The following is a 14,899-nucleotide window of genomic DNA, read 5'->3' on the forward strand; positions in this document are numbered from 1 at the left end:
TGAAGATGCGGGCATTAAGAGAAATACATAAAACAATATCAAACTTTTTAAAATAAAAAAGGCAGCCAATACCGGCTGCCTTCTTTCAATTCTATACTATTAGTTACAGGCCCTTCAGCAGTTCATTTGCCTGTTTTATATAATCATCATTCTTTGCAGTGGTGGCCAGCTCTATTGTTTTCTCTGCGCTGGCTTTGGCGCCGGTTTTATCACCAAGTTCTTTTTGAATACGCGCTTTCAGCATATACATAAAGAATGCATCTTTATTAGTTTCGATGGCGTGGTTCACATTCTCCAACGCTTTTGCATAATCTTTATCATACTCATAATAAAAACTCGCTGCCTGCCAATAAGGTTTTTTATCGGTTTTTAAAGCAGCTTCAATACCAGCCCTTGCCTTGTCTTTAAAATTTGTTGTAATGGGTATAACTACTATTGTATTACCCCAAATCAAAGCAAGATCGCAGCTTTCGGCTTTAATGTTCAGAAATTCTATTGTGAATGTTTCAACATTAAGATCGGTACTGTTTTCGGCTGGCACTTTAAAGCGTGCCACATCATCGCTTTCTTTGTAGCCATCCGTGCCCGAATTATTGTAGCCCTTGTTTAATATAATTTCCCATTCATTTGCACCAGGAATTGTATAAAGCGCATACGAGCCTGTGTCAACATTTTTTCCACCAAAAGTTACCTTATCTGTAAAGCTTAACTGTGTGGCGGCATTAGCACCGGTACGCCATAATTTTCCGAGCGGTGCGAGGTCGCTGTTTTCGGCAAACAGTGTTCTTTCTTTAATAGATGGCCTTGAATATACCAGCGTTATTTTGCCAACGCCAAAATTCTGGGTAACAGTTGCCGTGGGACTTAATTGCGGCAATGGCACTTGTGCAAATAAAAAGTTACATGCTAAAAGCATTAATGGTAGCAGGATTTTTTTCATACGATTACAATTGTTTGCTGCAAGATAAAGGCTTTTTATTAACGCTATTTACTGCATTGGAAATATATAGGAAAGCGTTAAGAGGTTTCAAGGGATTACCTGATATTCAAAAACGCTGCATGCATTTTTATTATGTGCATTAATAATTGAAAACGGTTTATAAGTTGGCGTTTCATAATCTCGGCTTACGTCCTAAATTTGCGTGCAATTAGTTGTTATCTAACTAATTCGATTGCTAACAACATCACTTATTCTGACAAAAATTGCTCACATTTAAAATTCTGACACATGAAAAAGTTTAGCTCCAACCAATTTCGTTTATGCTTTCCCTTCATCTTTTGCGCTGCTGTACTCAAACAATAGCCAAAGCTGTTAAATAGGGCTTTTTATTTATGCTGATAACTACTTCTTATATGTAGTTATGTTGGCCATTCCTGCAAGCAACCAGCATCGGGATACTCACCCAATGTATAGTTGTTATTATTTATTGTTGAATAATAGCAGCGCCAGGCCGCTATTGAAAGCTTTCGCTTACCATGTTATTCAAATTTTTTTGCTATTAATTTTTATTCATTTCAAAAACCTTGTTCATGAAAAAAATCCCTCAGATCAGAGCAGGCCTTATTACCTGCCTGCTTTTCTGTTTTTACATGGCTACGGGCCAAACAAAAACCGTAACAGGCCATGTTACCGACAGTGCACAAAACGGGCTGCCGAATGTTACTGTAAAAGTTAAAAATCAATCCGGCGGCACCACAACAGATGCGTCGGGCAACTTTTCTATCACTGTGCCCTCGTCAAACGCCGTGCTTGTGTTTAATTATGTAGGAATGAAAGCGCAGGAAGTTACTGTAGGCGATCAATCAAGCATAACGGTAACGCTACTGCCGGATAACGAAAATTCCACATTAAATGAAGTGGTAGTAATTGGTTATGGCACGGTAAAAAAATCAGACCTTACCGGTGCGGTGGCCACAGTTAAAGGCGACCGGTTAATGGACAGGCCTGTGCCTAATGTTACGCAAGCATTGCAGGGTAAAGTTGCCGGCGTGGATGTAAGTGTTAACAGCAATGCACCCGGCGCCGGCGCCAAAGTGCGTGTGCGTGGTATTGGCTCTATCAACTCTAACATAGATCCGCTATATGTTGTGGATGGTGTAATTGGCGTTGATCCAAATTCAATAAATCCAAACGATGTTGCTTCGCTTGAAGTATTGAAAGATGCATCTTCCACTGCTATTTTCGGGGCACGCGGCGCTAACGGTGTTATTATCATCACTACCAAACGCGGAAGAAAAGGCGGCACTACTGTTTCCTATGATGGTAATGTAAATATGGTTGATTTATACAGGCATCTAAAAACGCTTAATTCCGATGAGTTTGTGCAGGTATATAACCTGGCTTATGCCAATGGTTCAAAATGGGATCCCGATGGCGCAGTGCAAACACCGCCAAAAGCATTGAACCATGAAAACTTTCCTTTATTGTTTGATGCCAACGATAAACCATTGTATAATACCAATTGGGAAAAAGAAACTTATAAACCGGCATTCTCTCAAAGCCACCAGCTTAATTTCCAGGGCGGCGGAGAAAAATCTATATACAGTTTATCATTAGGTTATCTTGATCAGAATGGCCTCATGGTAGAGTCCTGGTTTAAACGCTATTCTGCAAGATTTACGCTTGATAACGATATAAACAACTGGCTGAAAGTAGGCGGCAATATCAATATAATTAAAAGCAGGCAGCGCATGGTTTCTGATGCTAACGGCGCTTTAAATGTGCCGAGAATGGTTACGGAAGAAGTACCGATTGTTCCGGTAAAATATCCCGATGGCACATGGGCTGGCAACAATGACATAGCAGGTCTTGAAGGCGGCCCCAACCCGGTGAACATTGCTACCAACAGGTACTCGCTTAACAATAATATGCAAATGCTGGGCGATGTTTACCTGCTGTTCCATATTACAAAAGACCTTGATTTTAAAACAGACTATGGCTATAATGTAAACTCACAGAAAAACAATTTCTATTCATCACAAGACCTGGCGCACCTTTCACAAGACCAGGGTGGCGTAGCTAATATCAATGCTTATAATACCACTTACTGGCAGTCTGAAAACTATCTTACCTATAATAAAACTTTCAATAATAATCACAAGTTGACAGCACTGCTTGGTATGTCATTCCAGCAATTCAATAATGAAAGGGTGCGTTCAGAAACACAAAATTTCATTGATGATATTTTCCAGTACCATTACCAGCAGGCAGGCTCTGTAAGAAGTTCCAACGAATCGCAGGATTATCAATGGTCGATGAATTCTTACTTTGCCCGCGCCACGTATGATATAAGCGGCAAATATTTCTTTACAGCAACAGGCCGTTATGACGGCTCTTCAAAATTTGGCAAGAATAACAAGTATGCATTCTTTCCATCTGTTGGTGCAGCATGGCGTTTAAGCGAAGAAGATTTTATGAAGAACAATACTTCTATCTCTAACTTAAAACTGCGTGCAAGCTATGGCGTATCAGGTAACCAGGAAATTGGCCAGTATCTTTCCATTGCACAGATTCAGCCAAGCTCTACGGTGTTGAACGGCGCATCGCAGTCAACTTTATTACCAAGCTATATCGGCAACCCTGATTTGAAATGGGAAAAGTCAGTACAGTTTGATGCAGGCCTTGAATTAGGGCTTTTTTCAAACCGCATTAACCTTGATCTTGATTTCTATACACGCGATACAAAAGACCTGTTGCTGCAACAACCCACTCCATGGTCTGCCGGTTTTGTTAACGCGTACGTATACAGGAATGTAGGATCTGTAAGAAATACAGGTCTTGAAGTAAACCTTACCACAGAGAATATCAGAGGCAAAAACTTTACCTGGACTACCAATTTCATTTTTGCTACCAACAGAAACAAGGTGCTTAAATTAAATGATGGGAATGCAGATATTTTCCCCGGCCCTAATTTCCTCGGCCAAAACTTTGTTATCCGTGTTGGCGAACCAATCGGTTCATTTTATGGCATGACAAGGCTTGGAACATACAGCGATAAAGAAGCTGATGAAGCTGCCAAACATGGCTTAAAAGTTGGCGACAGAAAATATATATATAATGAAGATGGCAGTAACTATTACAGCATTATAGGCCAGGCTTATCCTAAATGGACCGGCACATTCAGCAGCAGCATGAGCTACAAAAACTGGGACTTTGCTTTTGACATCCGTTTTGTGCAGGGCGTAAATACTGCAGCCAACTTCAAGCATTCAAGTGAAGACAGGCAAACCATTGCCAACAGCCTCGCCACTGTATTGGATGCATGGACTCCGGACAATCAAAACACAATGGTATCACAGGTGCGCAATTATAAATATGCACAGGATTCCCATTTCGATACATGGTGGGTTGAAGATGGTTCGTTTATACGCGGCCAAAATTTTGTGCTCGGTTATACGGTGCCAACATCTCAAACAGCCAAGGCAAAAATTCAGAAACTTCGTTTTTATGCCAGCGTGCAGAACCTGTTCATTATTACAAAATATACCGGTTACGATCCTGAAGTTGATACATTCAATTCCGGGTATGGGGCAAATGGTTCTTTCTCTCAGAACTTAGACTTCTTTGCTTATCCGCGCCCACGCACATGGAACCTCGGCGTATCACTGGTATTTTAATGAATGCTTAAGCTGTACAATAAAAATTATCAATCTTAATGATTAAATATTTTAAAATGAAATCGACAAAATATACGCTGGTGGCAATAGCAATATTGTTTGCCTGCTCCTGTACAAAATTCCTGGAAGAAGATCCGACCAATTTCTTAACGCCGGAATCTAATCTCTCCAGTGTAAAAGTTGCCCGCGCATTTGCGGATGGCGCTTATCAAAACCTGCAGCCTGCCATGCTTGGCGGCCAGCCTTCTTCTTATGGCGGTAACACATGGAACCTGATGGAATTTATGACCGGTAAGTCGTTAAGCGATCTTGGGCAAACAGGCTTTGTAACATTTCAAAACCTGTCATACGCACCCACTTCGTTCTACTTTGATACATGGTGGCAATATTTATACAGAGGCATTGGCGCAAGTAATCTTGCCTTGCAAAAAATACCTGATATTAATGCAAGTGGTTTAAGCGATGCAGACAAAACCAATATGCTTGCGGAAGTACATACATTGCGTGCTTTGTATTATTTCTATCTTGTAAGGATGTACGGGGCAGTGCCAAGTATCACAGAATTAGCCACAGGCCCTGATAGTTTAAAGATACCAAGAACGCCTGCAAAGGATATTTATGATAATATCATTATTCCTGATCTTTTAACTGCGGAACAATCAACGCTTCCATGGCAAAGCAGCACAGGCCGCGTTTCTATGGGTGCAGTAAAATCAATTTTGGCTGATGTGTATTTAACGTATGCAGGTGCGGCTATAAATGGCGGAGAACAGTATTATGCAGAATCTGCAAAACGTTCACTTGAAGTAATTCAAAACGGCGGCTATTCTTTATTTCCTGAGTACACAGATATGATAGATCCGGCAAATAAAAATACCGGCGAATTTATCTTCCAGGTGCAGTATGCGGCAAGCGTGCCTTCCACCAATCCGTTAACACCGCTTACTATTCCCAATTATTCAGGCATCTCAAATTACTCCGATGAATATGGCTCTGTTTATCCAACAGACCAGTTTTATAATTCATTCCCCGCAGGCGATAAAAGAGCGCAGGAAAGGCAATTCTTTTACACCAAGTATAAGAGAAAAGCACCCGCAACTGATACCGTTCATTTTGCACATCACTACATTTACAAGTGGTTCGATTCCGTTGCAGTGGTAAGTACTGTAAAGTCTGATTTAAACTATACCTTATACCGTTTGGCCGATGTTATGCTGATGTATGCGGAAGCATCCAACCGCGCCGAAGGCCATCCTAACAGTAATGCCATTGCTTATGTAAACGCCATAAGGGCAAGGGCAAAACTGGCGCCGATAGGCACTATGAGCCAGACAGATTTTGAACATGAAGTATGGCTGCAGCGCTACTTCGAATTATGTTTTGAAAACAAAATGTGGTTTGATATGATACGCACCCGTAAAGTGCATAATGATGTAACCGGCAATTGGGATGATTTTGTAGGCCATAAAACCACAGGTGGCGCCACCTTTGCAGAAAAGCAATTATTGTTCCCGGTGCCACAGCAGGAAATTGATGTTAACCCCAACCTGCTGCCAAACAATCCTGGTTTTTAAATTTTAAATATCATACACTTCGTTGTGTACGATAACAATAGTAAACACCGTTTTTTGATTTGGGGGTTTCTTTTTCAACCGCCTCATTCATTTGAGGCGGTTTTTATTTTATACAGGTATCAATAATTATTTATCTTTTGCGCATCTTAAAATAGATCGTGCATGAATAACAATTATAAAAAAGGAACGAAAGCTGTTTGGGCAGGCGAAGGCGATGTAAATGTAAAAGGTGCTGCTACTACGCCCATTGTGAACAGCGTGGCTTTTGCATACGATGATCTTGAAGAATGGTACGACGTTTCAAAAGGCAATAAGCCCGGTTATATTTATAGCCGCAATACCAACCCAACAGTTGCTGCACTGGAAGAAAAGATTCGTGTACTGGAAGATGCTGAAGCGGCAACATCATTTGCAACAGGTATGGCAGGCATCAGCAATACTTTATTTACTTTTTTAACGGCAGGCAAAAAAGTGGTTTCAATAAAAGATTCTTATGGCGGCACCAGCAAAATGTTTCTCGATTTTTTACCAAAATATAATGTGGATGTTGAGTTATGCGATACAACAGATCATGAAGCATTGGAAGCCGCTATTGCCAAAGGCTGCGATGTTGTATATCTTGAAACGCCCACCAATCCAACTTTAAAAATTATAGATATAGAAAGGCTAAGCAAAGCTGCAAAAGCAGTGGGAGCGATTGTTTTGGTTGATAACACATTTGCAACGCCCATCAATCAAAACCCTTTGCAACTGGGCGCTGATATTGTTATTCACAGTGCAACGAAATATTTATGCGGACATTCCGATGCAATGGGCGGATTGATAGCGGGCAAAAAAGAACTGGTACAAAAAGTATTTCAGTTCAGGGAAATAAATGGTGCAAGCCTGCAGGCTGATACTGCTTATATGATTGCCCGCGGCATGAAAACGCTGGAGTTAAGAATTGAAAGACAAAATGCATCTGCTTTAAAAATTGCAGCATTTCTTAAAGCCCATAATAAAGTAAATGATGTATTTTATCCCGGCCTTGAAACGCATACAGGCCATGATATTGCTAAAAAACAAATGCGCGGTTTTGGTGGCATGATGAGCTTTGTATTAAATGGCGGATGGAGCAGCGTGCAAAAATTTTTACCAGCGCTTAAACTGGTGCATCGCGCTGCCAGCCTTGGTTCTGTAAGCACACTCGCAGGCCCGCCACGCACAACAAGCCATGTTGAATTAACAGAAGCGCAGCGTAAACAATTAGGCATACCTGAAGGATTGATCCGTTATTCTGTTGGTATTGAAAATGTGGATGACCTGTTGAACGATCTGGATGAAGCATTAAAAACTGTTTAATACATAAGATGGTTTGAATGGAATGCTATCTATTATTTATAATTAACTCAATCGCCGAAAGATCATGCAACTTGAATCAATAAAAATGCCTCAACAAATGTTGAGGCATTTCAGCACTTACTAACTTATAACTTAAATCCTTTCCATCAATCTTAATTCGCCTGTAACTGTTTATCCAATATGGGATAATCTGTATAGCCTTTCTCGCCTGGCGTATAAAATGTACCAAAGTCAGGTTGTGCAAGTTCTGCATGCAATGCAATGCGTTTTACCAAATCAGGATTTGAAATAAACGGCCTGCCAAAAGCAACCAGTTCACCACGGCCTTCTTCAAGTTCAGCTTCAGCACGCGGCGCATCATAACCTCCTGATAAAATAACCGTGCTTCCAAATGCATGGCGGATGCCATCTTTAACGGATAATGGTACGGCAGGTGCACCCATTGTAGCATGATCTACAATATGTATATATACAATACCAATTTCGTTCAACGCTGCTGCAAGCTGAATATATTGTTGTTCGGTGTTTTCATCGGCATGCATATCGTTGAAAGCACCATAAGGCGATAAACGAATGCCGGTTTTATCTTTCCCAATAGCGTTAGCAACGGCTGTAACCACTTCCAGTACAAAACGGTTGCGGTTTTCAGGAGAACCGCCATATTTATCTGTGCGGTGATTGGAAGCTGAATTTAAAAACTGGTCGAGCAAATAACCATTGGCACCATGCAGTTCAACACCATCAAAACCTGCTTCAATTGCATATTTCGCGCTTTGTACAAATTCATCAATTAACGCCGGGATTTGTGCTGTAGCAATTTCTTCCGGCACCGGCAAAGATTGCAATCCTTCCTGGTCGGTGTACATCTGTGTTGTTGCAGCAGCAATGGCAGAGACGCCTCTAACTACGCCTTCATCCGGCAGGTTTAAAGGATGGGATATTCTTCCTGTATGCATTAATTGCACGAATATGCGCCCGCCATTTGCATGAACGGCATCGGTAATTTTCTTCCACGCTTTTACCTGCCCATCATTAAACAGGCCTGGAATACGGGCGTAACCAAGACCATCAGGCGATGGCGCAACGCCTTCTGTAATAAGCAGGCCTGCTTCTGCACGTTTACTGTAATAGTTCGCCATCAGGTCATTGGGTAAGTTACCAATGGCACGGCTGCGCGTCATTGGCGCCATAACAATCCTGTTTTTAAGTGTGAGGCTGCCAAGCTTATACTCACTGAATAATATCGGGTATGACTGGCTCATAATAATTTTGTTTTGTAGCTTTAATAAATAAATTTTGACAAAAGCAACACAGAATCTTATAGTGTTTAAAGGGTAATTAACTTTCGAAAAAAAAGAAAACCGTACCTTTACTTGCATTTTGCAAGTGCAAACATAGATAATTACTTTCAAAATGCAAGTATTTTTTTATGAAAAAAAATGATGAGGAATTATGCCGCCGTTCAGCATGCGCTATCAGCATGGCATTAGATGCGATTGGAGATAAATGGTCGCTGCTTATTTTACGCGACCTTATGTTTACAGACAAACGTTCTTACGGAGAATTGCAGTCATCTGACGAAAAGATTGCCACCAACATACTTGCCGCAAGATTGCAATCGCTTGAAGCCAATGGCCTGGTGCGGAAAACGGCTGACCCTGAAAATGGCCGCCGCTGTTTGTATTATCTTACTGAAAAAGGCATTGATCTTTTACCCGTTGTAATTGAATTAAGGCAATGGATGGAGAAACATAGCCCGCTGGCAGAAGGGTGCACAAATGCTCTTAAACTGAACGATAAAAACCGTAAAGAAGTATTGGCCGCTTATAAGAAAAAATTGAAAGCAGCACATCTTATAAAGTAAAAAACAGGCAATATTCTTTTACCGCTAAATTTCGTTAATCCTCAGTATAACTTGTGTTGATAACGCCCCAGGAAAATTTATTTACCGAACCCATCAGCAGCCAGAGTGCGGCAGCGCCCACAATTAAAGCAAGTATAATTAACGGCAAACTGCTGATTATAAAATAATGCAGGACGGCTATTGAAAACGGAATGATCATCCTGAAAATATTACGCATAAAATTGCCCGTTTTCACATCAATACTTTGATTCTTTGAAAAAGGCAAATCTTTACGGCCCATATATACAAGCGCATAACAAATAATCAATTGGTTTACCATTGCAAGCAACAGGTTAGGCAAAAATGAAACACCGGTAAACGCAATGCCTGCAATACTTAATACAGCAATGGCAGGTAAAAAGAACTTTACGGTTGCCGCTTTTACAGAACCATTTATAACATTGCCGGGCACATGCAGGGGTGTAATAAAATATATCCATGCAGCTTTATATTTTTCTGAATAAGTGAGCTGCGCTATTGCCATAGATAATAAAAGGCTGGAAAAATATAATGCTGTTATAATAATAACGTTTCCGGTTGTAGTATGCTGCTGAACATCTGCAAGGCTTAACTTTTTACTGCTGAAAAAAATAATGAATACATACACGAGCAGGTAACCAATGCCTGGATATACTTTCATTTTAAAATCGCGGCTGCGGCTCATCATATTCCATGTAAAAATAAAACCCATGCGTTCTCCGCCCGGCCTTGTAATCATTTTTGCAATAACATCAATAAAACTTGTGTTTTTCGTTTTCCTTACTTTAAACGCTTGCTGCGTTAGCTGTGCGGTGCCTTCGCCTGTATTTGAAATAAGTGATAATTTACGGTTGAATGATGGCGCCAGGAATTTTATAACCAGCCATAAACATATAAAAGGCAATAAAAGCGCACAGGCTGCGGCGCTATATTCAAGCGCCATACCATGCAAAGTGTATAATACATTCCATGCAGCGGCAAACCAATATGGAGGTAGAATTATAAGCCAGTTGCTGTTAGTAAAATGAAAATCAAAATTCTCGACCTCTCCGACTAACCTGGGCAGCAACTGAAAACTTGCATATAAAACAATGGCAAAAGCAATTTGGATATAACTGATAATGTTTTTAAACTTTTCAGGCTTTGTGATCTTTAATATAAATATATAAACCGCATTCACTAAAAATATACAAAAGATAACAGTAAGCAGCCCGGCTAATAAAAGAAAAAGAGAGCCTGCAATGCTGTAGTTTATGCCGATGTATATTAACCCCGGTAATAACATAGGTACTACTATCTTGCAGAGATGAATAAAAATATGCAGCAATCTTGCCAGTAATAAGGTTCTGTCGTTTACAGGTTTTGGCAGGATGATATAATTATCACGCACATCAATCAATACGGAAGTAAAATCTGCGATTAATGTAGAAGCAAGCATAAAAATAAAATAGCTGAAATAAAAAGTAAGCTGGGCAATAGCAACAGCATTTAATGCAAAGCAGAAAAGAAATACGCAACCCGTTACAGCGCTGATGAACATAGTGGATAAAGTAGCATTGCTTACTTCTTTCTTCGCTTTTTGCCTGCGCCTGTTTTGCATGAACGATGCAGGCCTGCGGTCGTCCATAGTTAACTTGGCAGTTAATATACTTTGCAGTTGCGCCGCATTAATGCCATTACTGCTGTACAATTTTTGAGGAAGCAGTACAAACCTCAATAAAGCGCGGTTAAAAAAATTCATACAAGTAAATTATTTATCAAATGCACGCAAGAGATCTTCCGCTACCTGCACACCGGAAGTGTTGCCGGTAAGCTGCGCAAATATTTGTTCAAGGCTATTATTGCCTTCCTGCTGTTTAAGTTGTTCAAAGCTGCCATCAGCCACAATAACGCCTTCGTTAATAAGAATAATGCGGTCGCTCACCTTTTCAACAATATCCATCATGTGGCTGCAATAGAAAATGGTTTTACCTTCTTTTGCAAGTTTATTAATAAGATCTTTTATAATGATAACGCTGTTGGCATCGAGGCCGCTTAAAGGTTCATCTAAAATAATGATATCAGGATTATGCAGCAGCCCGCTTGCAATAAGCACTTTCTGTTTCATGCCCTTGCTGAACGTATCCATGCGCTGGTTCAATTGCTGCTGCAATCCGAATGCTGTCATCATTCTTTCAATCCGGTTCACACAAACGATCTCATCAAGATTATATAAGCTTCCCATCAGCTTTAAAAATTCCATAGGCGTAAGCACGTCATACAATTCAGCCAGCTCCGGCACATAACCTATCATGGCTTTTACAGCAAGCGCATCACTTTTTAAGTCCAGGCCTTTCACCTGCACTTCACCTTCATAATCATCCAAAAGCCCGCATAAAATTTTTACGGTAGTGCTTTTACCTGCTCCGTTAGGGCCAATATAACCCAACACCTGCCCTGCATATACATCAAGATCAATTCCCTTCAATACCTGCCTGCTGCCATAACTTTTACGAAGGTTTTTTATACTTATTACGGGTTCCATTTATTAATATTTTGATTCGGTAAAAGGTTGCAAAAAATTTGCGGATAAAAGTAAGCGGAATCATTTATTCTTTTTAAAGAAATGCAAATAGTTGACATCGATTTTCGCAAATAAAACCGCTTGAAAAATTCAAACCGTAACTTTACAAAATGAATACAGCAAGTTCAAAACCTGTTTTTAACCGGCGTATTTTCTGGGATGTGAATTTTGATGCCCTGGATTATGACAAACGGGCAAGGTTTGTAATTGAACGCGTGTTTGAACGCGGCGATGTAGATGACATACGTCAATGCAGAAGATATTATGGAGATAAGCTGATAAAAGAAATATTGACTACTGCAAAATATCTTCCTGAAAGGAGATTGCACCTTGCCTCTGCCATAATAAATATACCCGTTAATGATTTTAGATGCTACAAACTAAGGCAATTAAACCCGGCGCTTTATCCGTACTAAAACGGGTAATGAAATTAAAAGAATTTAATAATTTTTCCCTTGTGGGAGGGACAGCATTGGCATTAAAATTCGGCCATAGGATTTCTGTTGATCTTGATTTTTTTTCAAACAAAGATTTTGATATTGAAAATATTACAAAAGCATTACAAACAGAATTCACCAGCAATTTCCTTATAGAAAGTAAGAATTTAAAATGGGGGCTTTTTTGTTTTATAGAAGATATAAAAGTTGACATAATACACTATAAACATCCAACTATTTATCAGCCTGATACTATTGAAAACATACGCATATACAGTACACCTGATATTGCTGCTATGAAAATAAATGCAATTTTAGGAAGAGGGAAGAAAAATTATTTCTGGGATTTATTAGAACTTTTACAGCATTACAAATTAGCTGAATTAATTTCCTTTTATAATAAAAAATATGCTTCGCAAAATCTTTTAATAACTATTCCCCAGGCCATCACCTATTTTGATGATGCAGAAGATAGCGAAGAGCCTGTAAGCCTCAAAAATCAAACATGGGATTCTGTAAAAAAGGCTATCCAAAAAAGTGTAAGAGAGTATTTATCATAAACAATTATTCACAATAAAATAAAAATTCATGAGACGCATTTGCCTGCTTTGTATCCTGATTGCCCTATCCAATTCTTTTATCAATGCGCAAGACCTTTATATGCCGCGCAACATTAAAAATGCTTATACAGAAGGCATACGTTCATTAACCGGCGCACCCGGCTCTAACTACTGGCAAAATAAAGGTGTGTATGACATTAGCATTACCGTGCATGCGGATACAAGGTCTATATCAGGAACAGAAAAAATTGTGTATTCAAACAACAGCCCCGATACTTTAAAATCGCTGGCCATTCGTTTTGTAAATAATATTCACAAACCCCAGGCGCCACGTTCAGGCTTTCACAGTAATGATTTTCTTGATTCAGGTTTGCATATTTCTTCATTTAAAATTAACGGAACCGTATATGACATTAACAGTGATAACTGGAGCACTATTAACGCAGTCCGTTTAAAATCTTCAATGCGGCCACATAGTAATGCAACCCTGGAGATTGAATGGAGCTATCCTTTATCCAAACAAAGCGGCAGGGAAGGCCAGATTGATTCAACTACTTTTTATTGCGCTTACAGCTATCCGCGTGTTTCGGTATATGATGATTATAATGGATGGGACATGATACCACACACCGACAGGCAGGAATTTTATAATGATTTTAATGATTATACTCTAAATGTAACAGCGCCAAAAAATTTTGTTGTATGGGCAACCGGTGATCTTTTAAATCCTAGTGAAGTGCTGCAACCCGCCATAGCACAGCGTTTGAAAGCATCTTATACTTCAGACAGTGTTATACAAATTGCAAGCTTTGATGAAATGCGGGAGGGGAAAATAACCCTGCAAAACGATTGGAATACATGGAAGTTTAAAGCCGATCATATTACAGACGTATGTTTTGCAGCAAGTAAAAATTATGTTTGGGATGCGGCAAGTGTAATGGTTGATGCAAAAAATAACCGCCGTGCAAGTGTGCAATCCGCTTATAACGATACGGCAAAAGATTTTCATTCTTATACCAAATTTGCACAGCATGCTTTAAGTTTCTTTTCAACCCAATGGCCTGGTGTTCCTTATCCATTTTCAAAGATGACATCCTTCCAGGGCTATGCAGATATGGAATATCCAATGATGATAAATGACGGCACCACAAATAATTTGCACTTTGCACAATTGGTGGCAGATCATGAAATAGCGCATACATATTTTCCTTTTTACATGGGCATTAATGAAACGCGTTACGCTTTTATGGACGAAGGCTGGGCAACCACGTTTGAATATCTTATTGGCATTGAAGAGAATGGCAAAGCTGCTGCAGATATGGTTTATAAAGCCTTCAGGATAAGAAGGTATATCAACGATCCATCAACAGAAGAAGACCAGCCGATCATCAGCATGTCAACACAGGTTAGCGGTGCCGGGTATGGTAATAACTCTTATGGCAAAGCATCTTTATCTTATCTCGCTGTTAAAGATTTATTGGGTGATGACCTGTTTAAGAAAGCGCTGCATCATTACATGGATAACTGGAACGGCAAGCACCCAATTCCATGGGACTATTTTTATTCAATGAATACAGGGTCCGGCCAGAATTTAAACTGGTTTTGGAACAACTGGTTTTTCAGCAACAATTATATTGACCTGAAGGTTGAAAATGCCCAACCAAAAAATAATAAAACAGTTATAACCATTCAGAATGTTGGCGGCTTCGCCATCCCTTTTGATATTATTGCTACAACCAAAGACGGCAAACAAATCACACAACATTTTACACCGGCTGTTTGGAGCAAGAATGAAAAAAATATTACGGTTACAATAGACAATAAAACTGCAGTAAGTTCTGTAAAATTGGATGGTGGCATTTTTATGGATGCAACACCTGGCGACAATGAATATAAATTATAGATTGATATAAACATTGTAAAGG

At 39.7% G+C, this 14,899-nt stretch carries 11 protein-coding genes; 7 read left to right on the forward strand and 4 right to left on the reverse strand.

All coding sequences use genetic code 11. The annotated features are described in order from the left end of the window. Positions 1–103 precede the first annotated feature (103 nt). A complete protein-coding gene (locus BM015_RS01465) occupies positions 104–940 on the reverse strand; it encodes a DUF2911 domain-containing protein (RefSeq protein WP_090653781.1) in 837 nt (278 codons plus the stop codon). A gap of 590 nt (positions 941–1,530) precedes the next feature. Here BM015_RS01465 and BM015_RS01470 point away from each other — a divergent pair. From BM015_RS01470 to BM015_RS01480, 3 genes are all read left to right on the forward strand, one after another. Next, on the forward strand, positions 1,531–4,617 hold the full coding sequence (locus BM015_RS01470; protein WP_090653783.1) for a SusC/RagA family TonB-linked outer membrane protein: 3,087 nt from the start codon (positions 1,531–1,533) through the stop codon (positions 4,615–4,617). 56 nt (positions 4,618–4,673) lie between these two features. Further along, positions 4,674–6,191: a RagB/SusD family nutrient uptake outer membrane protein gene (locus BM015_RS01475; RefSeq protein ID WP_090655129.1), complete on the forward strand. Its 1,518-nt coding sequence runs from the start codon at positions 4,674–4,676 to the stop codon at positions 6,189–6,191. 162 nt (positions 6,192–6,353) lie between these two features. Then, positions 6,354–7,532 (forward strand): cystathionine gamma-synthase family protein, encoded by a 1,179-nt coding sequence (locus BM015_RS01480; RefSeq protein WP_090653785.1) that lies wholly within the window; start codon positions 6,354–6,356, stop codon positions 7,530–7,532. A 152-nt stretch (positions 7,533–7,684) separates the two neighbouring features. Here the strand turns inward: BM015_RS01480 and BM015_RS01485 are convergent, their stop codons facing one another. Next, on the reverse strand, positions 7,685–8,794 hold the full coding sequence (locus BM015_RS01485; RefSeq protein WP_090655133.1) for an alkene reductase: 1,110 nt from the start codon (positions 8,792–8,794) through the stop codon (positions 7,685–7,687). A 167-nt stretch (positions 8,795–8,961) separates the two neighbouring features. Between BM015_RS01485 and BM015_RS01490 the strand changes: the two genes are divergently transcribed. Further along, the gene (locus BM015_RS01490) at positions 8,962–9,396 is read left to right on the forward strand and encodes a winged helix-turn-helix transcriptional regulator (RefSeq protein ID WP_090653787.1); all 435 of its coding nucleotides are present in this window, start codon (positions 8,962–8,964) and stop codon (positions 9,394–9,396) included. 34 nt (positions 9,397–9,430) lie between these two features. Here the strand turns inward: BM015_RS01490 and BM015_RS01495 are convergent, their stop codons facing one another. Next, positions 9,431–11,155 (reverse strand): hypothetical protein, encoded by a 1,725-nt coding sequence (locus BM015_RS01495; RefSeq protein WP_090653789.1) that lies wholly within the window; start codon positions 11,153–11,155, stop codon positions 9,431–9,433. 9 nt (positions 11,156–11,164) lie between these two features. Then, a complete protein-coding gene (locus tag BM015_RS01500) occupies positions 11,165–11,938 on the reverse strand; it encodes an ABC transporter ATP-binding protein (RefSeq protein WP_090653791.1) in 774 nt (257 codons plus the stop codon). A gap of 149 nt (positions 11,939–12,087) precedes the next feature. On the opposite strand from BM015_RS01500, the gene BM015_RS01505 reads away from it, so the two are divergent. From BM015_RS01505 to BM015_RS01515, 3 genes are read left to right on the forward strand one after another with little or no spacing between them, the layout of a single operon-like run. Further along, the gene (locus tag BM015_RS01505; protein ID WP_090653793.1) at positions 12,088–12,393 is read left to right on the forward strand and encodes a DUF6922 domain-containing protein; all 306 of its coding nucleotides are present in this window, start codon (positions 12,088–12,090) and stop codon (positions 12,391–12,393) included. An 8-nt stretch (positions 12,394–12,401) separates the two neighbouring features. Continuing rightward, positions 12,402–12,974, forward strand: coding sequence for a nucleotidyl transferase AbiEii/AbiGii toxin family protein (locus BM015_RS01510; RefSeq protein WP_177191778.1), 573 nt, complete (start codon positions 12,402–12,404; stop codon positions 12,972–12,974). Between the two features lie 28 nt (positions 12,975–13,002). Beyond that, complete coding sequence (locus BM015_RS01515) at positions 13,003–14,877, forward strand: M1 family metallopeptidase (RefSeq protein WP_090653797.1); 1,875 nt, start codon at positions 13,003–13,005, stop codon at positions 14,875–14,877. Positions 14,878–14,899 lie beyond the last annotated feature (22 nt).

Origin of the sequence: Parafilimonas terrae (genome assembly GCF_900115755.1) — a bacterium.
Classification (GTDB): Bacteria; Bacteroidota; Bacteroidia; order Chitinophagales; family Chitinophagaceae; genus Parafilimonas; species Parafilimonas terrae.